Genomic DNA, 23,087 nt, shown 5'->3' with positions numbered 1-23,087 from the left:
CGAAGAATCAGCAGGCAACCACGTTTACGGCCAGCCCACCTTGAGAGGTTTCTTTATATTTATCCTGCATATCCAGACCTGTTTGACGCATCGTTTCGATAACAGAGTCTAGAGATACATGATGTTCACCATCACCACGGAGCGCTAAGCGTGCAGCATTGATCGCTTTTACTGCCCCCATGGTGTTACGTTCGATACACGGCACTTGCACCAGACCACCAATCGGGTCACAGGTCAGACCTAAGTTATGCTCCATGCCAATTTCTGCAGCGTTCTCTATTTGCTGGTTGGTACCGCCCATCACGGCACAAAGCGCGCCAGCAGCCATAGAACAAGCCACACCGATCTCACCTTGGCAGCCAACTTCGGCAGCCGAAATAGAAGCGTTCTTCTTATAAAGCATGCCGATAGCAGCGGAAGTCGCTAAGAAATCAAAAATACCTTGTCGGTTAGAGCCCGGAACAAAGCGGTCGTAGTAAGCCAGAACAGCTGGAATAACACCGGCAGCGCCATTCGTTGGCGCCGTTACCACTCGACCGCCTGCTGCATTCTCTTCATTAACCGCAATAGCAAATAGATTGACCCAATCCATTACAGTTAATTGATCTTTCAGTGCCGCTTCTGGGCTAGACTTAAGCTCGTTATAAAGTTCGTGAGCACGGCGTTTGACATGTAGACCGCCCGGTAGCTCACCCTCTTCAGTGCAGCCACGCTTAATGCAGTTATCCATCACCTGCCAAAGATTCCACAGGCGATCTTCTAACACGTCTTGTTCAGACCACGTCAGTTCGTTTGCCAAAACGATTTCTGCAATGGTTTTACCTTCGCGCTCACAGACTTCTAATAGCTCAACACCATTATCAAAGTGGAATGGAAGTTTGAATTCAGGCTCTGCACCTTTATCTTTACCTGCTTCGGCGTCACTTAGCACAAAGCCACCGCCTACGGAGTAAAAGATGTTGTCGTGCAAAATGATGCCGGCAGCATCGTACGCTTTAAAATGCATGCCGTTTGGATGCTTTGGTAAAGACTCACCAAAGTTAAAAGGCAGATCCGTTTCAGGGTTGAACGCAATCATGCGCTCGCCTGCTAAATTGATCTGCTTAGTATTACGAATCTGATCAACGTAAACAGGCACCTTATCTGGATCGACTAGGTCGGGCTTCTCACCCATTAGACCGATCATCACAGCAACATCCGTTGCGTGACCTTTACCTGTCATAGCTAAAGAACCGAACAAACCTACATGTACTGAGGCAACTTGATCCAACTGATCACGCTTACGTAATTCATCTAAGAAACGATTAGCCGCAACAACTGGGCCTACCGTATGAGAACTGGAAGGACCAATCCCTACTTTATATAGATCAAAAATACTTAATGGCACTGCGACCTCACTACAGTGGTCTAACCGCTCTTTTTATTATTTTATTTATCTACTCTTTAAACCGTCTCTTTGTACGGTTGCGGTGATAGTCCGCTGATTAAAGAGCTATATAACTTCGAACAAATTGATCGTTATTTGTTCAAATACCGTCGATTTGATTTCAGACTAGCAGTGAGATTTTCCAAAATCAACAAAAAGTTTCCTATTGGAAACTTTTTTCATTCAAATCCAGTTTTGTTGCTCTTAAATTCAACTTAAACGCTTCTTGCTACATTAAAGCCGATGCCTAATTTCATACATGCCCTAACTCAACAGTGGCAGCCCTTATGAATAAAAAGCTGCCTAAAACTAGCTAACGACCCTAGATTCATCATAGTAAACCGCCTCGTTGATACGCTTTTTAGCCTAACGGTCTAAGATGAAAAATTTTCCCATAATGACAACCCATTGTTTTTATTAGCTTTTACTCAAAAACACTGCAGACAAAAGCTCAAATCAAATCTTTTTCAACATTTTTTCATTGAAATTAATTTTCCCTTACGCTAGCTTTGTTTCGTATTGGAAACTTATTTCACAAATAACCTTTCTTTTTCTTGAGTGGCAGATTCAAGCGAAGTAAGCGAAGCCAAAAACTTCACCTTTTGTAAGTAAGCATGTTTGGAAATCTGAAAGCTCTGCCCTGGTGCTTTAAGAAGTTTTAAACAATCCAAGTGCGTTCAAATAAAAATAACAATCCGATTGGAGTCTAGGTTCATGGAAACATTAACCTCTATCATCAGCAGCATTAACGGGATCGTGTGGGGTCCTATGATGCTTGTTCTTATTCTTGGCGTTGGTTTATTCCTAATGCTGGGTCTACGTCTTATGCCTCTTCTTAAACTAGGTACGGGTTTCAAACTTCTGTTCGAAGGCCGTAAAACTAAAAAAGGAGAAGAAAAAGAAGGCGAAATCTCTCCCTTCCAAGCACTAATGACTGCGCTATCAGCAACAGTTGGTACTGGTAACATTGCCGGTGTAGCAACTGCTGTGTTCCTAGGCGGACCTGGTGCTCTATTCTGGATGTGGTGTGCCGCACTGGTTGGTATGGCAACTAAGTTCTCTGAAGCAGTACTGGCTGTGAAGTACCGTGAGGTAGACGAAGAAGGCCGCCATGTTGGTGGTCCGATGTACTACATCAAAAATGGTCTTGGCGCTAAATGGGCTTGGCTAGGTACTGCATTTGCAATCTTTGGTGCAGTTGCCGCTTTCGGTATCGGTAACACGGTACAGTCCAACTCTGTTGCAGACGTTCTAGAAGCTAACTTCGGTCTAGATCTATGGGTAACAGGCCTTATCCTAATGGTACTAGTAGGTGCTGTTTTGATTGGCGGTATCAAGCGTATTGGCGCCGTTGCCGGTTCCCTAGTTCCACTAATGGCAATCGCTTACCTAGGTGCTGGCCTTGTTGTACTAGCTATTAATGCTGAAGCAATCCCTGCAGCCTTGGATCTAGTATTCACTCACGCATTCTCGCCAGCTGCAGCTGAAGGTGGTTTTGCCGGTGCTGCTGTTTGGGCTGCTATCCGATTCGGTGTAGCACGTGGTGTCTTCTCTAACGAAGCGGGTCTAGGTTCTGCACCTATTGCCCACGCCGCGTCTCAAACAAAAGATCCTGTTCGCCAAGGTCTAATCGCGATGCTGGGTACTTTTATCGATACCCTAATCATCTGTTCGATTACAGGTCTGGTTATCATTACTTCCGGTGTTTGGACATCTGGTGAGTCCGGTGCAGCGCTGACGTCTGCAGCTTTCGCTCACGCACTTCCTGGCATTGGTAACTACCTAGTAGCTATCGCTCTAGCGGTATTCGCTTTCACTACAATCATCGGCTGGTCTTTCTACGGCGAACGCTGTGTTGAGTTTCTATTCGGTGTTAAAGCGATCAAACCATACCGTGTTCTTTGGATTATTGCGGTGCCTGTAGGCGCAATCGTAAGTCTGGATTTCATCTGGCTAGTAGCGGATACGCTAAATGCCATGATGGCTCTGCCTAACTTGATTGCTCTGGCGCTATTGAGCCCAGTTGTCTTCAAACTGACTAAAGAGTACTTCGCGCGTAACGGTGCTCCAGTTGATACATCTGACGGTAAAAACGCTTAATCAGTAAAGCTGAAGATCGGATCACCGACGGTGGTCCGATCCTTTACAGCCAGAACAATCTGTTGAAAGAGTTTTATTTCAATAGAGCTTTTCCATCAGATTGTACTTAAAGAACTGTAGTCAAAAAACTGCACCTGAAGAACACAAGCAGCTTCGTAAATACGAAGGCTGCACAGAACAAGCATTATGGAGAACACAATGTCCGAACTGAGCAAAACACCTCTATATGACCTGCACATTGAGCTAGGTGGAAAAATGGTACCTTTCGCAGGTTTTGAAATGCCGGTTCAATACCCGCTAGGCGTAAAGAAAGAACACGTTCACACCCGTGATCACGCTGGTCTTTTTGATGTATCTCACATGGGTCAGGTTAAGCTAACAGGCGAAAATGCTGCAGCTGAACTAGAGAAACTAGTACCTGTAGACATTATTGACCTACCAGCAGGCAAACAGCGTTATGCCCTTTTCACTAACGATGAAGGCGGCATCATGGATGACCTGATGGTGACTAACTACGGTGATCATCTTTACGTTGTAGTTAACGCTGCATGTAAAGATCAGGACATCGCTCACATGCGCGCAAACCTTGGTGAAGGCGTTGAGCTAGAAGTTCTAGATGATCGTGCATTGGTTGCACTTCAAGGCCCAGAAGCAGCTCAAGCTCTATCTCGCATCTGCCCAGAAGTAAATGAACTTGTATTTATGGACTCTCGCCACATCGCTATCGATGGTGTTGATTGCTTCGTGAGCCGTTCTGGTTACACCGGTGAAGATGGTTATGAGATCTCAATCCCATCTGCTGAAGCAGATCGTCTATGCCGTCTATTCCTAGAGCAGCCTGAAGTTGAATTTATTGGCCTAGGTGCACGCGACTCTCTACGTTTGGAATCTGGTCTATGCCTATACGGTCATGACCTAGACCCAACAACAACACCAATCGAAGGCAGCCTTATCTGGGCAATCAGCAAGTGCCGTCGTGCCGATGGTGAGCGTGCTGCCGGTTTCCCCGGCGCTGACAAGATCCTTGATCAGATCGCTAACAAAAACTACAGCCGTAAGCGCGTTGGCCTTATCGCATCGGGTAAAGCTCCGATCCGCGAAGGTGCTGACCTTGTAAATGCTGACGGTGAAAAGATCGGTACTGTTACTTCTGGTAGCTTTGGCCCTACAGTTGGTAAGCCAGTAGCAATGGGCTATGTAGAAACCGCTTACTCCGTACTTGAAACAGAAGTTTTCGCTCTAGTACGTGGCAAGCAGCTACCAATGGTGGTTTCTAAAGCACCATTTATTGAGCAGCGTTATTACCGCGGTTAATCCGTTTCCATCCCTGTAAGTCTTGGAGGCCGGGCTGTCACCCTTATCAGCTTGGCCTCTATTTTTAATTGAACATCGCGAGGTGTCACTATGGAATTGATTCCACTACAAGAGCTGAAAGGCGAATCAAAAATGTCTCGTCTGCGTCACAAACCAGACCCAGAAAGAGAACGCCTACGTAAACCGGAATGGATTCGTATAGATGCCCGCTCAAATGCCAATGTAAAAAAGGTTAAGAAACAGCTTCGCGACCTTAAATTACATACGGTTTGTGAAGAAGCATCCTGCCCTAACTTGGCTGAGTGCTTTAGTCACAAAACTGCGACATTAATGATCATGGGTGCTATTTGTACACGCCGCTGCCCTTTCTGTGATGTAGCGCACGGTCGACCAATGGCGCTTGATCCAGAAGAGCCTAAGAATTGTGCATCCACTATCGAAAAGCTTGGTCTTAAATATGTAGTTATCACCTCTGTAGATCGTGACGATCTAAGAGATGGTGGTGCAGCGCATTTTGCTGAAGTAGTAAAAGAAGCACGTAAAGTCAGTGAAGATCTAAAAGTTGAAATTTTAGTCCCAGATTTTCGCGGCAAAGTTGATCTTGCATTAGAGATTCTATCTCAGCAGGTTCCAGATGTTCTGAATCACAACATGGAAACTGTACCTAGCTTGTACCCATCGGTACGTCCGGGCGCGGATTACCATAACTCGCTTAACCTGCTATACCAATTTAAGCGTTTAAATCCAGAAGTCGATACAAAATCTGGATTGATGGTTGGTTTGGGTGAAACCAAAGAAGAGATCATCAAAGTAATGAAAGACCTTCGTGCTAATGATGTCGATATGTTAACCATCGGCCAATACCTGCAGCCAAGTAAATATCACCTCGCTGTAGAGCGTTATGTAACACCTGAAGAATTTAAAGAGTACGAAGAGATCGGTTACGAACTTGGCTTTAAGAATGTCGCCAGTGGCCCGATGGTTCGCTCCTCTTACCACGCTGATTTACAGGCAAAAGCCCTGTAAAGGAGTAAAAATGTCTATGCAAAACAATACTAACAAAGCCACTCAAGGTGGCACGCTGGTTCATTTAAACATCCAAGCAGCGATAGACAACGACAGCCGAATTAATAGCATTATTGTGCGAGAACGCCCTTTTATTGGCGATCTTGCACTGGATACCGAGCCTGACCAAGATCTGCTTATCGCCGTGGGTGAAGTAATGGGCGTTGCTCAACCGCTAACAGTTAATCGCATCTCCTGCATGGGACGTTTAGCGATTCTGTGGATAAACGAAAACCGCTGGTTGGTTCTTCCGCCAACCGGTGCGCATGAATCCGTTTTCCAAGCACTGCGCGAAACCTTTGGCGAAGACCTTAAACTGGAAACCAGCGAAGACGGCTCAAAAGCGTACCTAAATAAAGCGGCGATACATTACCTGCTAAGTAGCTCCAATACCCAGCAGTTCTCATGTTTACCTGTCACTGATGTTGAGCTAGCTGAAGGCATCAACATTATGTCTCTGCACGACACTAAGGATTACGACATCCTAGTGCGTAAGAGCTGTGCAGAAAGCCTATGGCAGTGGCTACAAAAGAACACTGAATCACCAAAAAATCACTAACAGATACACCAGTAGGACAAAGACCGATAATGTCAGTTTACACCGCAGTTAGCTTTTCAGAACTTCAAACCTACCTTCAGAATTACACTGTCGGTGAGTTACAAAGCTATAAAGGCATTAGTGCAGGCGTTGAGAACAGCAATTTTTTTGTCGATACCGATCAAGACCGCTTTGTCCTAACACTGGTTGAGTCTGTACCTAAAGAGAAACTGCCCTTTATTCTGGGCCTAGTCGATCATCTCGCGATTAACGAGCTTGCCTGCGCTCAACCAATTCATCTTAATAACGGTGATCTATTCGGTATGCTCAACGGCAAACCCGCCGTATTAATGAACTGCTTAGAAGGTGCGCCCCTAAAACAACCGACACTTTCTCAAGCTAGAACAATTGGCAGTACCCTCGCCCAGTTCCACCAGCTCTCGTCACAACTAGAACTCGATGAATACAGCCATATTCCGCAGTGGTGTAACGAGTTGGCGTCTCGCGTGTTACCTAAGCTAGATAAAGAGCAGCAAACGTTATTACAAAACAGTTTGATGGAAACCGGTGATATCGACTGGACTACATTACCTTCTGGTCCTGTACACGCAGATCTGTTCCCTGACAACGCTATGTTTGATGGAGAGCGCCTATCGGGGCTAATCGATTTCTATCACGCTTGCTCTACACCTTATCTATACGATCTAAGCGTTACCCTTAACGCTTGGTGCTTTGACGAAACCAATAATCAGTTTAATACCCAGAAAGCGCAGCAGATGCTGCTGATGTATCAGGAGATCCGCCCTTTAGATCCGATGGAGATCGATCTGTTACCGGCAATGATGAAAACCGCAGCGCTGCGTTTCTGGTTATCCCGACTTCGCGACATCCATTTCCCTACAGCTGGGGAAGATGTCACTCAAAAGAATCCGCAAGGAAAACAAGCACTTTTAGAACGCCTAAAAAGCGACTTCCCAGTTATTCTTTAATCGTCTAAAAGAATTATTTTTATAGCTCCCTATTCTGGTTCATTCGCACCAAAATAGGGCTGCTGTTATGCACCACGCCTCTAGCCCTCTAAATACGGCAAATACTTAGTTGAATAAAACTCATCTTTCGCAGCTGCAACATGAATTTCAATACTTGAATGAATATTCATTGTGAATTTTTATCCTCCGAATGTATTAGAGAAACTTAAATTCCTCTCCTAAACTCTTATTTACCGGTTTGGAGAGAGACCGGTAGAGACTCCGATAGACATAAAAAAATAGCCTGTTAAAGGCAGAGGAAGAGAGAAATGTTGACCTACGAAGAATGCCTGGAACTAAGTGACCTAACTGCAGACGAAGTTGATGCCATTGCAGAACACGAACACATGGACCCAATGATCGCCATGGCTCTTGGTCATTACATGATTACCCATGACGGCGAACAGAAAATCAAACGAATTATTATGGATGACATCGCTAAAGCACAGCGTGATCACAACTATGGTCATGCAGAAATGCTGCAAAAAGTGTTACAGCACTTTATAGCGACTCACCCAGAACACGGCGCCCAGCAAGCAGCCGCGTAAACGCACCAAATTCATAGCGAAACCTTCCCCTTCGATACCGGTTTAAGGGTGCATTTGCACCCTAACCGGATCACTTTTGATAAGCATCAACGCCCCTGTTAACTAGCCCTGCTAAAGTAGATTTCTATCTATAATTATCGCTGATAAGCAGTAAGTTATGACACAAAAACGCCCCAATCCTGCAAAACGCTCTACCCCTTGTGAACACCAAGATAGCTACGTTTATCAGATTCGAAACAGCCTCTACATCAACTTAACCGACCGCTGTACTCTCGCCTGCCAGTTCTGCCCAAAACATAACGGCTCCACCGAAGTTAAAGGTCACGAACTCTATCTAAGCAAACGCCCAGAAGCAGACACTATCATTCCCTTAATCGGCAACCCAACCGATTACGATGAGATCGTATTTTGCGGCTACGGCGAACCTACCTTACGCCTAAAAACGCTTTTACAAATCGCTACTTGGGTAAAAGTAAATGGCGGTAAAACCCGCATCAATACCGATGGCCTCGGCAACCTCTTCCATAAACGCGACATAGTGCCCGAATTAGCAGAATGCATAGATTCACTATCAATCTCGCTGAATGCTCAAAACGAGACGGTCTATCAACAACACTGTCAACCTGCCCTACCCGACTCTTACCAAGCAGTAAAAGCCTTTATCAAACGTGCCAGCGAACTGATTGATGATGTACAGGTATCGGCAATTAATGGTTTAGAGGGTGTTGATGTGGGTCAGTGTCGGGAGATTGTTGAGAGATTAGGGGCAGAATTTAAGCAGAGAGAGTTGGGTGTGGTCGGCTAAAGGCAGGACGCAGCTTCGCTGCTAGAGGAAGCCTTCGGCTAGAGAACGCTACGCTTTTAGGACGTCACTTTGTGGCTAGAGAAAAGGATTAAAGACTAAAACCAATACTTTCCTGCACTTTTCATATTCCCTTTTCTCTGCCAGTATTGGATTAACTAAGGAAATAGGTTAACCCACCTTAATGGATTATTGAGAATGATTAGTATAAATGATCATTTTTCAGTTTTGATGTAGAAACACGACACTTTGTCGCTTTGCTACAATTTTTTTATTTTCATAAATCCTGATTAATACATTTAATTTCAACGGGTTAAAGACTATTACCGATTAATATTAATTTGGAGATATACCGAAAAGTGTCGTCTTTCCGCAAATCACTTGTCGTATATTTAGCTGTTAAGGTCACAAGGTATGGAGTTTTCTTTTGGCATTAATTCTTTCGATGAATACTGGGCATCAACCAATAGAAAAGTAGAGTCATTTCTAGCTGACGATTTAAATGAAGAATTAGCCATCGAGTGTGCTAGTAAAATTTGGCACCTATGTGATTGGTACTACGAAGAAAATAAAGCAGCCCTCAAATATAAACAGTTAAGCGACCTACAAGGTGAGGTAGGCAATGCTTGTTCTAGTTTGAGAGTTATGAGGGATATTTGTAACGGCTCGAAGCATGGTAGCTTAGAAAAAACTCGAACACCTGTTATTAGAAAAACACAAAAACATAAAGGTGCTTTTTCATCGGGGTTTAGTCAGGGGTTTGATGTTTCGGTTCTCGAAATTCAATTAACTGATGGAACAGAAGTATGTTTTATCGAAGCAGTACAACAGGCTATAGAATATTGGAATTGCAAATTGCAACCTTAAAAAGTCAATTAAAACGCTTCGCTTTGACGCGCTCTGCGCGCCATTTATTGAGGCGTGATACGAACTAATATCTAGCCATCAGTATTTAAAGGAACTAAATCATGTCAATGAGCTTATTTGTTGTCTTAGCTCTAGAAATGGAGCCTAAAGTCCATGAACTTAATGAAGCTGCATCCACGTCAGGTTATGAATTGTCATTAAGTGAAACTATTGAATTAAGTAGTCACTCAGGCTTTTTTCCTGTCAAATTTGAGGGGCAGGATACGGGGTTTGAATTGTATTTTTTTCCAGTATCTGAAGTACCTGAGCAGCTTAAAAGTGTTATTCCTGTGAGTTTGCATGACGGCAATATTTATCAGCTTAGCTTTGGTTATAAAGCTCATGAGGCTCAAGCTGCTTTCGCTACCGCAATGAATATGAACATCAAATACAACGGGGTAACGATTGAAGATCAAGCTGGTACGTTATTGAGCGTTGAACAACTCAAGGCAGCTATGGCCTCGTTTGATGAAATGTGACAAATAATAAGCGCATGAGATTTAGAAATCTTGTAGCCAAAACTGGAAATAGGAAGTTCGTGATTGAATATGATCTTCCTGAGGTAGGTTGTTATTTACGGGTTTATGAAAACTCGCAGTGCATTCATGATTCACTTCAAGATACTGAAGCAATGGCTAAGGAAGAAGCCTTAGAACAATGGAGAGTGCAGCTGAATGAATGGAATGAATAACGCGCCATTTTTACATTTAACAAGTAGCTGTAGCGGATCATCGCTGCGCTCCTCCCTCAAAGTTAGGCGTTAAAAGTCATCAATTTTCAGCTCTGGATGTAAACGGAATTACATGAATAATTTAATTAGAAAAGTAGTCGCATTCTTGATATCCATAACATTTGGGGTATTCATATACTTTTCCTATTCAGAACTCTCTGCATGGTTGCAAGAGCCATTAGCAAATGCCACTTTAAAAATTCTGGGGAAAGAAGACGCTCTCTCTTTCTTCCAGTTTTTTCCCAAGACACATCATTCTTCTGTTCTAGCTGCGCTATCAAACTTGCCTTTAGCTCTAGGACTAAGTTTGTTCTGGATGCTTCTTGCAAGAAATATAAGAATTGTGAAATCAAAAATTTCATACTCCATCCTTGTTTCACTTGTTCCCTTTTTTGTTATTTATTTCAGCCTGCTCTATACCAACATCATGCGCGTTGAGCTTGGATATGAAAAATCACTTTTAAACTACGCTTTTGGCCAAATGTCTGACACCTTAGCTGATGTTTTTGTGCCTTATTACCTTCTTCTGTTGTTCTTTAAATTCCTTCTCATAAGGCCTGATACCAAGGGCAGCAATGACGTTTAACAAATTAATTCGTTTCCCTTGGGGGTGCTTTTCGCACCATTTATTGAAGCATTATGTAAAGGAATACTCATGAGTTTGGTATGGATGTTTGTATGGTTATTTCTATTTGTCGTTGTGTTTGGTTATTTTTCGGTAGCCAGCTTAACTGCCATTTTCCTTTCCATGCTCTATGGGAATAAAGTGCTAGCAGTGGTATCTATACCTGTATCAGCGTTCTTGTCTTGGAAATTAACTGAATTACTCCTACACAGACTGCTCTTAAGCCTTGAAGGCGCTGAATTAAGTCAGTGGTTTGCGTTTACAAAAATTTCTTGGAGAGAAGAGATGCTTTATTTGATCTTAGGAGCATTAATAGCCTTTCTTCTGTCTTTATTAGCTAAGCAATATTCTAAATTTGCTTTCTCGATTTGTATGGCTGTAGTTATGGTACTTTCTTTCTCTGGAGTAACTCAGGCATATATAAGCCTATTTTCTGGGAATGAATTTCTGAAAAGCAATGGTATTAGTATTGTTTTTTAAACAGAACAAACAGCTCAAATCCAAACCATAGCGCACCACTAAGTTAGACATCATTACCTGTAATAGAACAAAGGATAGAACATGGACAAGGAAAGCACTGCAACCTCAAAACATTACGAGCGCATCGAAGAATATGATGAGCATGGGCGTTTAGTGAGAGCGGAAGGATATATCCCACCGGAGCATAGAAGCTATCAATCTGATTACACAATAGGCGATCGCAAAAAGGCGACAATTCTATTGTTTCCCTATATTTTTCTACTTGCCTTAGCAACCTTGTGTTTAGTCGGAATCTTTTACTTCACTTTACCCTTAACACTGAAAATAATACTTGGGATCTTTGCTTAAGCCTTTTCAATATTCAGTATTCTCTGCTTAAAGCATTATTTTGAATAACTGATCATCTTATGAGAGTTACATTCGGTGTAATGTACATCACCAATGCATCCAACCTTACCCCATCATCAAACTCTATCTAGATTCTCTAAAGCATCAACCACCTCAAAGAGTAATAGTAGATAAGCAATTTGTATTTTCACCAGCTGTGAACTAGAACTAGATTTAACGGGTTTATATAGGCCATGACTAAAGACCGATTATCGATCTAAGTTTATCCTAAAGGATATGTAGATATGGAGATCAATTTAAAACAAGCAACTTGCCTAGGAATCTCATCCTTACTGCTCTTATCGGGTTGCTCAACCAGAGCCCCCTCAGAGAAAATATTTAACGAAGATAATCCTTACCAGACACCTAACTTCTCCGTTTCATCTTATAAAAGCCCTGAGAAACGAAGCACATCACAACGTAGAGATGTCGCTGTAGCAGTTGCGATTTCTGGCGGGGGTCACAGAGCAGGAAATTTTGGTATTGGTGTACTTAAAGAATTAGAGAAATTTCAATGTAATCAAAAAACATTCAATATATTAAATGAGATTGATTACTTCTCTACCGTCTCTGGAGGCGGGTTAGCCGCAGGGTTATACCTTTCCACACTACACGACCATATCAAGCCACCGATACATACCCACAATAGTTATTCGTTATCAAATCTTATTAATCAAAACACTGACAACTCCTCTCATAATTTAGAACGGGGTTATCATAATACTCTCACCCGCGCCTTAGTCAGTGTTAAGGCTTTAGGGAATAATGATAGAGGTGACTTTCTTGAAAAAGAGTTTGATGAAAAGATCTTAGGCGCTGATAAACGAAACCGTAGTCTTAGGTTAAAGGATATTTTTCTAGATAAGGACAATACTCAAGAACCTAAACTTCCATTATGGGTAGCAAATGCGACCATATACGAAAATGGAAGCATATTCCCATTTCATCCAGAAGCACTGCGCCAATATCAAGTCACAGAGTATACCCATCATCTGGAAAAATATGAGATTAATGAAGATTACTATAGCCTGCCTTTAGCTGTTGGATTAAAGGCAAGCGCTTCTTTTCCAGGCGCTGTACCTGCGACCACTCTTAAAAGCAGTACCGACTCTGTCAATCCATTTATCCATCTGTTTGATGGCGGGTTATCAGACAATCTAGGTGTTTATTCTGCTCTGCAAATGCTAGGGGACTCTGATCAAAATACAAAAGTTCTTATCGTTATAGATGCTTACAATGGGCAGCCTGAACCGTTTTCCAAGCAGGAAGGCTCCCCTACCATATTCCAGATATTTTTAAGAACTACTTCTATATCTCTCGATGCTTGGCGAATTAGACATAAAGCGCTAATTGAGCAACTATCCACAAGCAATGCTTTCAACGGCAATAAAATAAAGGTCGTTTATCTATCTTTTGACCACCTCCCCCGTAAATTAAAAGCGCAAGTCCTCAATATAGGTACCAACTTCAACATTAGCCCTGCAGCGCAACAAACTATATTTCAAGCCGCAAAGCATAGGGTAAATGATAAAGGGTCAGCTATCGTAAAAGCTATTTGGGGAGTGGACTGCTAACATTGCCAGCTATAATTATTTGAGCCCATTCCTAGCTGGCATTTGAGTCTAAATTACAAGTTTCAACCTATAACTGTGTTATTTCGTATCCATTCTGATCTAACGCAGACAGCACGCCATTGCTACCCAATAGCTGGCTCGGACTAAGCAAAATAAACTCTATTTCAGGAGTGGCAGAATAATTTTCAATCTTTTTCAGCCAACGTTGCGTTCTGTCTTTTGTCTGCTGATGAAATTTTTCTTGAATACTGTCGCTAAAATCTAGGAATGCGTACTCCTCTAGTCCGCGATAATCCCCTGACTTCCATGCATCAACATGCTTTTTACGATTATCCGTATAGCTTTTGACTGATTCAAAAACTGTACTAACTAGATTTTCACTATTTTCAAACTCTATGGAACTAAAGTTTTTAGCATATTCATCTTCAGATTCTAGCCAGTCCACCTTCTTCCCATCTAACTTAGCTAATTGAAAATACGTTTTATGAGGCCCAGGGAAAAATCCTGCTCCGGCATTATGTCTAGAGATACTCGATAAAGCGACAGCAATACCCACTGGCTTGAAGTCTTCAATATCGTGAATCCTTGATCGATTATGTAAAGCATAATTACTAACTTCAAAATACAATTCTGAAGAAATAAAGTGATACAACTTTTGATTTTCTTCAAGATAAAAATATTTTTTGAACAATGAATCCTCTACTGAACGCTCTTCAACATTAGTTGCAAAAGCGATCAAATCAGATTGAGAGTAAGCTGTATCAAATTGGGCCGGGAAAGGAAGTTCACTCGCCAACATAGAAGGCGCAGTAGCCCCAATAAACAATATATTGTCCCCATTACTAACCTTCCACAATGAGGTAGAGGCTTGACTGTAGATACTTGAGAGAAGTAGTGATGATGCAAGAACAAACTTAAACACTATTTTCATTTCCTTATGAGTGAATATTAAGAAAAGCATTATTTCAAACTTATTTAACAACGTCACGAGTAATGACTTAGACTACAGCACCCTAAGATGTAAAAATTATCCTTTAAATTTCGCTGTCCTTCCCCCCTAATCTAAAGCTTCTATCTAATACTTGTATTGCCCTATTTTCTGGGTTAAAACCTAGATCTCTAAAAGAAGAACCTGCCAAAGCGTATAAGGAGATACCGTGCATATCATTATTGGTTTTTTAACTGCAGTTGCTACTTTGCTTTATGTATTAGAACGACTAGGTATTGATATTGGCTGGCTTAACCCTTGGGCATGGAAACGTCGCCGCGCTTGGTTAAAGCAGTCTACAGGCAATCCAATCTTTGCTTTGAATGAACCAATTGATGCCATTGCTTTACTGGCTACTGCGGCCGCTAAAATTGATGGTGATATTGCACTAGAGGAAAAGGAACAGCTAAAAGCCATTTTCCAAAAGACGTTTAATCTATCAGAAAAAGACGCCTCTCAATTATTAGGCGCTAGTGTTCATCTACTGGGATCTGGAGAAGAGGTTTACCAATCTCCAGAGAAAATCGTCAAATGCTCTCTTCCTAAATTCACAGAAGAACAGAAATCATCATCAATCAATCTGATTTTTGAAATAATCAATTTAGGTAGCTCCTCTTCCAATTTGCAAACGGAATTTTTAGAAAAAATAAAACGCTGTTTATCCACTGATACCGATAAGAGCAATTGGTAATTTATTGAAGAAGGAAAAAGGATAATGAAGCTTGAAGTGCTTTTAAATGACCTTGAACAGCGAGGGTTCGAAAATGATGAAGTCCAATCAGAGCGGTCTAAAAAGTATCTCAATATCACTCGGGACACAGGTGTATTTTTAGCTGTGTTAATCAAAGCAACTAACGCCAAAACCGTACTTGAGGTTGGCACTTCTAATGGCTATTCCACACTATGGTTAGCCTCTTCCCTTCCAGACGATGGCCATATTTTTACCATTGATAACAATAGCCACAAAATCACTGAGGCCTCAGAAAATTTCCGTAAGGCTGAGCTAGATTCAAGGATTACGCAACTGGATGGTGACGTTGCAGATCTACTATCTAAACCACCTCAGAACATCGACTTTATTTTCCTAGATGCAGATAGAAGCCAATATCTATCAATAGCAGAGCAGCTATTCAGCCTCTTGAAAGAAGGCGGATTGCTTGTTTGTGACAACGCAGTTTCTCATAAAGAGGAGCTGGAAGGGTTTAATGCTTGGATCGCCGATCAATCAAATTTGAGCACCTCTTTAGTCCCTGTCGGGAAAGGGGAACTCCTTGTCTATAAAGACCGCTCTGTCAAAGAATGAGTTGAATTATCCAGCTATATGAAACTAACAAAAGGCACAATTACTGTTTTAGTTCTGGCTATTCTATCTTTCAGCCTCTTTAGCTTTATGCTCTTTTTCAGAGCATTTATTTACGCAGATTTGTATATTGCGCCAAACGACCCTTACGGCATATCCGATATAATCGAACTATTTATGGGTCTTTTGTTGCTTCTTTTATCCGTACTCTCCGGCGTAGTGGCCTTGGTACTATTATTCAAAGGCGCAAAGCAGTCTAAACTAGCAGCTTGCGGATTGATTGGGTTACATATAGCTTTGTACTCAGCTTATGATTCACTACATACTGTTGCAGCCCATTACTCAGTGAACTAGCTGAAATGCCATATAAAAAAACCTTAAGCCTGATTGGCTCAGGCCTAAGGTTATTAAGGTCTAACTTTGCTCTTGATCAGTGACTTTTGACTCACCATGCATTGGTAATACAAAGCACAACACTCCTAAGAAGATATAATCCAGCATCTGGTTTACAGCGGACCATTCTTGCAAGATATAGTGCCCCACCAGCAAGCTCAGCATAAATCCAAACCAACCATACATCGTGTAAGGTTTGAGCCTAGGAACTAACAAGGCTAAACCTAACCCCACTTCGATATATTGGACACAGCTTAGATATAGATCAATCAGGATTGCTGGCAGTTGAATGCGCAGATCCCCCTGAAATAGACCCGAGTAGTAATTTACAAAGCCACCGTCGCTAAAAAATTTACTGGTACCAGCCGTGATCAAAATTATGGCCATGGTGATGCGCACTATACGTTCTGCATCTCTTAAGCGAGCTGGATTGATCAGAATCTCTTTGGACATGATTGTTCTCGTTTCTGTAGGTAAGCAAAGAGGACTGAATTACCGTCCTCAATTTCATCAGATTACTGTTCTTAAAAACGCCCTTCGCTTTTGTATATGTACTATTCCCTCAGACTTCATTCCCTCAAATATACGGAAATAGACGCAATAAAGAGGTAGAACTCATCTGCTTGAGTCGCAGTATGCTTATATTAAAATGTATTTACTATACATTTAATTATTGATAGATTGTTTCACTTTCATTAACAATCGAGATAAGCCTCATGGATCGTATTACCTGTATGCAGGTATTCACTGTAGTGGTCAAAGAGAAAGGCTTTTCAGCTGCAGCACGAAAACTTGGTATATCTAAAGTGCAGGTAAGCAATTACATTGCACAGCTTGAGTCAGAACTGGGAGTCAGATTATTAAATCGCACCACCCGACAGGTTAGCCTAACAACAACTGGCTTTGCTTATCTTGAGCCATGTACCAATGTGTTGGAGAGCTTCATTCATCTGCAACATTCGGTAAAAGAGCTTCATCAAACACCCCAAGGCCTACTGAAGATTACAGCTCCCAGCACGTTTGCAGAAATTCATCTGATCCCGGTATTAAGTTGTTTTAAAGAAAAGTACCCGGAAGTACAGATAGACCTTCAACTCAATGATCACTACGTAGATCTCATTGAGGAAGGCTACGATCTCGCTATCCGTATTGGTACACCTGAAGATTCATCCTTAGTAGCGAAACCCATTGGCAAGATTCATAGCTACCTATGCGCTAGCCCGGACTACCTCAAACTGCATCCAGCGATAACCTCTTTAAACGATTTATCCAATCACCAACTTATCGCAGATACAAACTATCGCTCAGGAAAAGTTTGGCAATTTACCCATAAAGATGACGCCCAGCGCCAATCAGTCGAGGTAAAAGCAAGCCTCAATATCAACAGCGCTCAAGCGGTTAGAGCCTTGGTATTAAACGGTCAGGGGATCAGCTTGTGTCCTGATTTTGCGGTTAAATCCCATATCGAAACGGGTGCTATCAATCAACTTTTACCGCAATGGCAGGCTCCGACAATGGATATTTCAGCTATCTATCCAAGCAGACAACATGTATCTGCCAAAGTCCGATTATTCATCGATGAGTTTTCCGCGTACTACCAAGAACAAACAAAACTATAGCCATCCTTCAACTTCAGCACGCAAAGAATTTTTATTATGAAACAGTTAGCGATCCTCATTACACTTTTACTTTCAGTGATCTCAACCGCTATCCATGCTGAAGAGATTATGAGCCAAGAAGATGAGGTCAAAACAAAGCGCTATTTAGAGATGATTTCGGTTTATCTCAATATAGAAACGCTGCCAATAGTTATAACCGCATGTGGCAATTTAGACTCCAAACTTGGAGAGGTTTTATTAACCGAACTCAATCAGTATAAACAAAAACACAGCTCCACTTACGCAGAGATAAAATCAATCATCGCAAACCCTGAAAGCGTTGACTGGCTGACAAATGAAACACGAGAGAACGCTAAGGGCTTTAATCAATTTCTAGCGCAACAGAAGAAGGAAATGACCGAAGAATATCTGGTAAGAGAGATTCCAGATAAACGAGAGTTTAAGTTTTTATGTAATCTGATACCTGCTGCATTTGAGTTGTAAGGAAATAAAAATGCCACCTAATAAGGTGGCATTTTTAAGTTCTATCTTATCTCATCAGATCAAAGCTGGAACTTCATCACCAACTGGTTAAGTTCATGTGCTTCTCTTCTAATCTGATCAGTCGCTTCTACTACACGATCTGTATCACGCTTAGTTTGACCTGCAATATCAGAGATATTGACCACGCGATGATCAATATCCGACGCTACTGACGACTGCTGTTCAGCCGCTGTCGATATCATAGTGTTCATGGAAGAGATTGTATTTGCTGAAGCAATAATCTGCTCAAGTACCGCTGCTGCAGAGTTAGCAAGCTCGCTACTACGATCCGCAAGATCAGTACTCACACCCATAGAGGACACAGCAGATTCTGCTTTGCTCTGTAGGCGTTCGATAATCTGTTGGATCTCTTGTGTAGATTGCTGTGTGCGCTGCGCTAGGGTACGCACTTCATCCGCAACAACCGCAAATCCACGGCCTTGATCACCGGCACGTGCTGCCTCAATAGCCGCATTCAATGCTAATAGGTTTGTTTGTTCAGCGATATCATTGATCACAGAAGTCACGTTACCCACTGCAAGTGTTTCCGCTTCAAGCTCTTTAATCGCCGATGCTGTTTTATTTAGCATCGTTAACATCTCTTGAGCTTGATTGCCGGATTGACCAACTACGTCACCACCACTTTTAGCGTGAGTATCAGTCTCTTGCGCAGCTTGTTCTGCTTCTACCGCATTGTTCGCAACTTCCTGGACTGTTGCGCTCATTTCAGTCATGGCTGCTGCAACCAACTCGATATCTTCGTATTGTCGGCTTACACCATTGCTCGCATCCGAAGTAGCTTCAACAACGTTAGTCACATGACGTTCGGTATTACGCGCAACGGTTTGAACCGTTTTGAGTAGATCGCCCACATGGTTCAACATATTGTTGTAAGCATTGAACATCTGCCCGATCTCATTATCAGTATGAGAGATTTCAAAACGATGAGAGAAGTTACCCTGCCCTACTTCAGTCATGCGCGCGTTAAGACGAGTAATATTGTTCATCAGCATGCTTAAACCGAAGATTCGGCCAAACACAACTAGCAAGAGAATGCCGATAACACATACAAACGCAATCAACATCTGATTCATGCTGGTCGTACTGGCTTGCTGAGTTAACATGCCTACCGCTTTATTCATCTCTTTAAGAATAATTGGCGACTGCTTTGTGATGTTGGAAAGCGTCGTATCTGTAGGTTGATTAACATGACTGTTAATAAGCGTTTTATAGCTACCCCATAGCTTATCAACGTGCTGCATCTGCTTAACGATAGCAGGGTCAGTAATTGGGTTCATACCCAACGTAGAATCACCCAGCATGATCGTTTTATGAGATGACTCAAAAAGCTCCATTGTTTTACGCAACGTCGTTTGCTGCTCGACATTTGCAGCAACTAATAAAGCTTCTTTTGCGATTTTCTGACTCAACATGCGCTGACGACCTGCCATATCAATGGTCTGAGGGTTAATCGACATGCTGAAGTAAAGACTGATCCCCGAAGACGCCGCTAGTATAAATACTAACGTGTACGACAAGGTAAATTGACTATTAAGTGTTTTAAAACCGCAGGCTCGCAAAATCGTATCGATTAAATTTGCTAGAGACCGGAACATAGCTCACTCCTTGGCTAGTGGAGAAATAAATTTAATAAACTGGGTAATAACTAAGACTTAAGATCTGATAAATAAACAAACCGAACTCCCGCCCTAGTTTCGTGTGGCCATTGTATGCAATGGTGTATGGTATTTACTTGTTTAAGATCAAGTAATTGTGGAAACCTGTGCTGCAGATGCAAAAAAGCCCCAAAACATCTCTGTTTAGGGCTTTTTATAAGTGAGCTATGGATTACTCGTGTGTTACCACTGCGATACGAATGGAGTCCATCTTCAATGAAGCCCCATCAACAGCAGCTAGCAAATCTTCTTCGCGAATAGTCAGTGCTTCTAGCTCTTCATCACGGATATTTGGATTCACTTTAGCTAAGGCTTTTAAGCGATCCAATTCGGTTTCCATCTGTTCAGCAATTGATTCTTTGGCTTGTGCAAGCAAGTCCGCTTCTGTTTGCTCAACCTGCGCTTCTAACTTCGTCACAAGCTCAGTAATCTCATCGCGGGTATGTTTTACCAAGTTGTACGCTACATTCTTACCTACTCGTTTACCCAAAGTAGCAAAGTGCTGTTCGGTAATAACACCCGTTAGATCGTTACCATTGCTATCGATAACACGGCGAACGCAAGCATCAGGAAGGTAACGCTGCAGCTGCAGAGAACGATCGGAAATAGAGTGGATGCGGAAGACTGCTTCAATCAACAAGCTACCTGCTTTCAGTGGTAGCAGCTTCATTGTACATAGCGTTGAGCTACCGTAGCTCCCCTCTAGCATCATCTCCATACCACCAGACACCATTGGGTGTTCCCAGCTTAGGAAATGCATATCTTCACGAGACAGTGCTTCGTTACGCTGGAAAGTTGCGGTCATGCCGTCACTAGGTAAGCCTGGGAAATGGCTGTTCAGCATATGATCGCCCGGATGAAGGATCACACCATTGATGCCTGTCGTTTCTTGCTCTACACCAAAGTGATCAAAGATACGGCCCATAAAGGAAGCTAACTTACCTGGCTGGCTGTCTTCTTCAACCGCATCTAACAGCTCTTCAGCCATATCAGCGTTGCAAGAGTTCAGCTCTAGCAAACGATCACGGCCTTCCTGCAATTCAGCTAACAATTCTGCTTGTGTTTGAGCCGTTTCATCGATGAGTGAATCCACCGCAGTTTGATCTAGCGGGTTTTCCATGCACTCATGTAATTGCGCAGCATATTGCTGCAACAATGACTGACCTGTTGGGCAAACTTGCTCAAAAGCACCTAAGCCCTCTGCATACCAACGAAGCAGCACCGATTGTGCACTACCAGCGAAATAAGGCACATGGATATTTACATCTTGAAGCTGACCGATACGGTCAAGACGACCGATACGCTGCTCAAGAAGATCTGGATTCATTGGCAGATCGAACATCACCATGTGGTGTGCAAACTGGAAGTTACGACCTTCACTGCCAATCTCAGAACAAATCAGCAGCTGAGCACCCTGCTCAGAATCGGCGAAGTACGCCGCAGCGCGGTCACGTTCAACAAGGCTCATGCCTTCGTGGAACAGTGCTGTCCGCTTACCTTCAAATAGACGTAACTGTTTCTCTAAGGTAATGGCTGTTTGCGCGTGCGCACAAATCACTAAAACCTTTTCACCTTTGTAATCTTCCAACCATTTGATCAACCAGTCAGCTCGGTTATCTTCCAACAACCAAGCTGAACCTTCACCATTACCGATCAAAGATTCAGGATGCAGCTGACGCTCCATTGGTGCATCAGCAATCACTTCTTTATAGGCGTCCGGTAGCGGTAGTTCGTAGCTGTGAAGCTCACGTTCTGGGAAGCCTTGTACACTTTCACGGGTATTACGGAAAAGTACACGACCTGTACCGTGCTGATCTAATAGAGTACGTACTGTTTTTTCAATTAACTGTTCACGCTCTTCAGAATCATCATCTTTGTGAACTTCCAGATGATCAGCCATCTCATCGCCCAGATACTGGTGCAATAACGCAGTAAAGGCTTCATCCTTCAATGCTTCATCCCAACCTTCTGGGTTCTGTAGCGTTTCGATCAACTGGTTAACGCATTTGAAAGCCTGCTCTTCTTCGATGAACTTTTGCAGATCGTAATAACGGTCTGGATCCAGCAAACGTAAACGAGCAAAGTGGCTCTCGATACCCAACTGTTCCGGCGTTGCAGTTAATAGCAGAAGGCCTTTTACATGCTGTGCAAGGCTCTCAATGCAGGTATAAGCGTGGCTCGCGCCCTCTTCACTCCAACCCAAGTGGTGAGCTTCATCCACCACCATAAGATCCCAACCCGCTTCTACCGCTTGTTCAAGATGCTTCTCATGCTGAGTAAACAGTGACAATGGGCTTAACACCAATTGCGCCGACTCGAATGGGTTGCCTTCACTTTCAGCGCAACGGCCTTCATCCATAATAGAGAAGTGCAGGTTGAAGCGACGCAACATCTCCACCAGCCACTGGTGAATCAAGCTATCAGGTACAACCACCAGCACTCGACTCGCTAGACCAGAAACAAGCTGTTGATGCAGAATCAAACCCGCTTCAATGGTTTTACCCAAACCTACTTCGTCGGCTAGCAATACGCGTGGTGCAGTACGCTTACCCACTTCAGAAGCGATATAGAACTGATGTGGCAAATACTGAACGCGAGGACCGATCAAACCGTAAGCGGCAGAGTTCTGGTGCTGATGTTGCAACTTTAAAGTTTCTTGACGAAGTTCGTAGTGACGAAGCTTGTCGATCTGGCCAGCAAACAAACGCTCATAAGGCTTACTAAAATGAACCGCACTTTCTAAGGACGCTTCATGAATAATCTGTTCGTTACCTTCGGCATCATCACCAAAATAGATAACACAGCCTTTGCTTTCTTGATGCTCAGTAACAGTGATCGACAGACCTTCATCGTCGGAAATCTGGTCGCCTATAGGATAAACAATGCGGCTTAATGGAGCATTGCTTTGCGCGTAGGTACGCTCTTCACCAATTGCTGGAAAAAAAATCGTAACACTGCGATTAACCAATTCAGTGACTACACCTAAACCTAACTCAGCTTCTGTATAGCTGTACCAACGTTGGCCGACCTGAAAATCTTCTGTCATGAACTCTTCGCTTACTAAGG

The 23,087-nt window shown here is 42.8% G+C and carries 23 protein-coding genes; 18 read left to right on the top strand and 5 right to left on the bottom strand.

What is annotated here, in order from left to right; all coding sequences use genetic code 11:
* Positions 1 to 7 precede the first annotated feature (7 nt).
* The gene (locus ACMXYV_RS06810; RefSeq protein ID WP_415890998.1) at positions 8 to 1,387 is read right to left on the bottom strand and encodes an L-serine ammonia-lyase; all 1,380 of its coding nucleotides are present in this window, start codon (positions 1,385 to 1,387) and stop codon (positions 8 to 10) included.
* Positions 1,388 to 2,140: 753 nt separating this feature from the next.
* Here ACMXYV_RS06810 and ACMXYV_RS06805 point away from each other — a divergent pair.
* The 14 genes from ACMXYV_RS06805 to ACMXYV_RS06740 all read left to right on the top strand — a co-directional run bounded on the left by ACMXYV_RS06805 (position 2,141) and on the right by ACMXYV_RS06740 (position 13,523).
* Positions 2,141 to 3,526: an alanine/glycine:cation symporter family protein gene (locus ACMXYV_RS06805; protein ID WP_415890997.1), complete on the top strand. Its 1,386-nt coding sequence runs from the start codon at positions 2,141 to 2,143 to the stop codon at positions 3,524 to 3,526.
* Between the two features lie 198 nt (positions 3,527 to 3,724).
* Entirely contained in the window at positions 3,725 to 4,840 is a 1,116-nt protein-coding gene (gene gcvT, locus ACMXYV_RS06800; protein ID WP_415890996.1) for a glycine cleavage system aminomethyltransferase GcvT, read from the top strand.
* A 90-nt stretch (positions 4,841 to 4,930) separates the two neighbouring features.
* Positions 4,931 to 5,866: a lipoyl synthase gene (gene lipA / locus ACMXYV_RS06795; RefSeq protein ID WP_415890995.1), complete on the top strand. Its 936-nt coding sequence runs from the start codon at positions 4,931 to 4,933 to the stop codon at positions 5,864 to 5,866.
* 10 nt (positions 5,867 to 5,876) lie between these two features.
* Positions 5,877 to 6,464, top strand: coding sequence for a sarcosine oxidase subunit gamma family protein (locus ACMXYV_RS06790; protein WP_415890993.1), 588 nt, complete (start codon positions 5,877 to 5,879; stop codon positions 6,462 to 6,464).
* Between the two features lie 29 nt (positions 6,465 to 6,493).
* Complete coding sequence (locus tag ACMXYV_RS06785; RefSeq protein WP_415890992.1) at positions 6,494 to 7,432, top strand: homoserine kinase; 939 nt, start codon at positions 6,494 to 6,496, stop codon at positions 7,430 to 7,432.
* A 308-nt stretch (positions 7,433 to 7,740) separates the two neighbouring features.
* Positions 7,741 to 8,019: a hypothetical protein gene (locus ACMXYV_RS06780; RefSeq protein ID WP_415884241.1), complete on the top strand. Its 279-nt coding sequence runs from the start codon at positions 7,741 to 7,743 to the stop codon at positions 8,017 to 8,019.
* Between the two features lie 157 nt (positions 8,020 to 8,176).
* Entirely contained in the window at positions 8,177 to 8,824 is a 648-nt protein-coding gene (locus ACMXYV_RS06775; RefSeq protein WP_415890991.1) for a TatD family nuclease-associated radical SAM protein, read from the top strand.
* 411 nt (positions 8,825 to 9,235) lie between these two features.
* Positions 9,236 to 9,688 carry a hypothetical protein gene (locus ACMXYV_RS06770; RefSeq protein WP_415890989.1) on the top strand — a complete coding sequence of 151 codons (453 nt, stop codon included), beginning with the start codon at positions 9,236 to 9,238 and terminating at the stop codon, positions 9,686 to 9,688.
* A 101-nt stretch (positions 9,689 to 9,789) separates the two neighbouring features.
* Positions 9,790 to 10,206, top strand: a complete 417-nt coding sequence (locus ACMXYV_RS06765) for a hypothetical protein (RefSeq protein ID WP_415890988.1) — start codon at positions 9,790 to 9,792, stop codon at positions 10,204 to 10,206.
* A gap of 59 nt (positions 10,207 to 10,265) precedes the next feature.
* Positions 10,266 to 10,418, top strand: coding sequence for a hypothetical protein (locus ACMXYV_RS06760; protein ID WP_415890987.1), 153 nt, complete (start codon positions 10,266 to 10,268; stop codon positions 10,416 to 10,418).
* A 112-nt stretch (positions 10,419 to 10,530) separates the two neighbouring features.
* Positions 10,531 to 11,043 carry a hypothetical protein gene (locus tag ACMXYV_RS06755; protein ID WP_415890986.1) on the top strand — a complete coding sequence of 171 codons (513 nt, stop codon included), beginning with the start codon at positions 10,531 to 10,533 and terminating at the stop codon, positions 11,041 to 11,043.
* A 69-nt stretch (positions 11,044 to 11,112) separates the two neighbouring features.
* Positions 11,113 to 11,562 (top strand): hypothetical protein, encoded by a 450-nt coding sequence (locus tag ACMXYV_RS06750; protein ID WP_415890985.1) that lies wholly within the window; start codon positions 11,113 to 11,115, stop codon positions 11,560 to 11,562.
* An 81-nt stretch (positions 11,563 to 11,643) separates the two neighbouring features.
* Positions 11,644 to 11,910, top strand: a complete 267-nt coding sequence (locus tag ACMXYV_RS06745; protein WP_415890984.1) for a hypothetical protein — start codon at positions 11,644 to 11,646, stop codon at positions 11,908 to 11,910.
* 284 nt (positions 11,911 to 12,194) lie between these two features.
* The gene (locus ACMXYV_RS06740) at positions 12,195 to 13,523 is read left to right on the top strand and encodes a patatin-like phospholipase family protein (protein WP_415890983.1); all 1,329 of its coding nucleotides are present in this window, start codon (positions 12,195 to 12,197) and stop codon (positions 13,521 to 13,523) included.
* A gap of 67 nt (positions 13,524 to 13,590) precedes the next feature.
* On the opposite strand, the gene ACMXYV_RS06735 is transcribed toward ACMXYV_RS06740, so the two are convergent.
* Positions 13,591 to 14,445 (bottom strand): TraB/GumN family protein, encoded by an 855-nt coding sequence (locus tag ACMXYV_RS06735; RefSeq protein ID WP_415890982.1) that lies wholly within the window; start codon positions 14,443 to 14,445, stop codon positions 13,591 to 13,593.
* A 235-nt stretch (positions 14,446 to 14,680) separates the two neighbouring features.
* On the opposite strand from ACMXYV_RS06735, the gene ACMXYV_RS06730 reads away from it, so the two are divergent.
* Together ACMXYV_RS06730 and ACMXYV_RS06725 are read left to right on the top strand one after the other, a co-directional pair.
* Positions 14,681 to 15,202, top strand: coding sequence for a TerB family tellurite resistance protein (locus ACMXYV_RS06730; protein ID WP_415890981.1), 522 nt, complete (start codon positions 14,681 to 14,683; stop codon positions 15,200 to 15,202).
* 24 nt (positions 15,203 to 15,226) lie between these two features.
* Positions 15,227 to 15,814: an O-methyltransferase gene (locus ACMXYV_RS06725; protein WP_415890980.1), complete on the top strand. Its 588-nt coding sequence runs from the start codon at positions 15,227 to 15,229 to the stop codon at positions 15,812 to 15,814.
* 411 nt (positions 15,815 to 16,225) lie between these two features.
* On the opposite strand, the gene ACMXYV_RS06720 is transcribed toward ACMXYV_RS06725, so the two are convergent.
* Positions 16,226 to 16,657 carry a hypothetical protein gene (locus ACMXYV_RS06720; protein WP_415890979.1) on the bottom strand — a complete coding sequence of 144 codons (432 nt, stop codon included), beginning with the start codon at positions 16,655 to 16,657 and terminating at the stop codon, positions 16,226 to 16,228.
* Between the two features lie 263 nt (positions 16,658 to 16,920).
* Between ACMXYV_RS06720 and ACMXYV_RS06715 the strand changes: the two genes are divergently transcribed.
* Together ACMXYV_RS06715 and ACMXYV_RS06710 are read left to right on the top strand one after the other, a co-directional pair.
* On the top strand, positions 16,921 to 17,823 hold the full coding sequence (locus ACMXYV_RS06715; RefSeq protein ID WP_415890978.1) for a LysR family transcriptional regulator: 903 nt from the start codon (positions 16,921 to 16,923) through the stop codon (positions 17,821 to 17,823).
* Positions 17,824 to 17,859: 36 nt separating this feature from the next.
* A complete protein-coding gene (locus ACMXYV_RS06710; protein WP_415890977.1) occupies positions 17,860 to 18,306 on the top strand; it encodes a hypothetical protein in 447 nt (148 codons plus the stop codon).
* Positions 18,307 to 18,365: 59 nt separating this feature from the next.
* On the opposite strand, the gene ACMXYV_RS06705 is transcribed toward ACMXYV_RS06710, so the two are convergent.
* Together ACMXYV_RS06705 and rapA are read right to left on the bottom strand one after the other, a co-directional pair.
* Positions 18,366 to 19,961 carry a methyl-accepting chemotaxis protein gene (locus ACMXYV_RS06705; RefSeq protein WP_415890976.1) on the bottom strand — a complete coding sequence of 532 codons (1,596 nt, stop codon included), beginning with the start codon at positions 19,959 to 19,961 and terminating at the stop codon, positions 18,366 to 18,368.
* Between the two features lie 232 nt (positions 19,962 to 20,193).
* The gene (gene rapA, locus ACMXYV_RS06700) at positions 20,194 to 23,067 is read right to left on the bottom strand and encodes an RNA polymerase-associated protein RapA (RefSeq protein ID WP_415890975.1); all 2,874 of its coding nucleotides are present in this window, start codon (positions 23,065 to 23,067) and stop codon (positions 20,194 to 20,196) included.
* Between the last annotated feature and the right edge of the window lie 20 nt (positions 23,068 to 23,087).

Origin of the sequence: Neptuniibacter sp. SY11_33 (assembly GCF_047778025.1) — a bacterium.
Taxonomy (GTDB): domain Bacteria; phylum Pseudomonadota; class Gammaproteobacteria; order Pseudomonadales; family Balneatricaceae; genus Neptuniibacter.
This window is presented reverse-complemented; position numbering and strand designations above follow the sequence as displayed.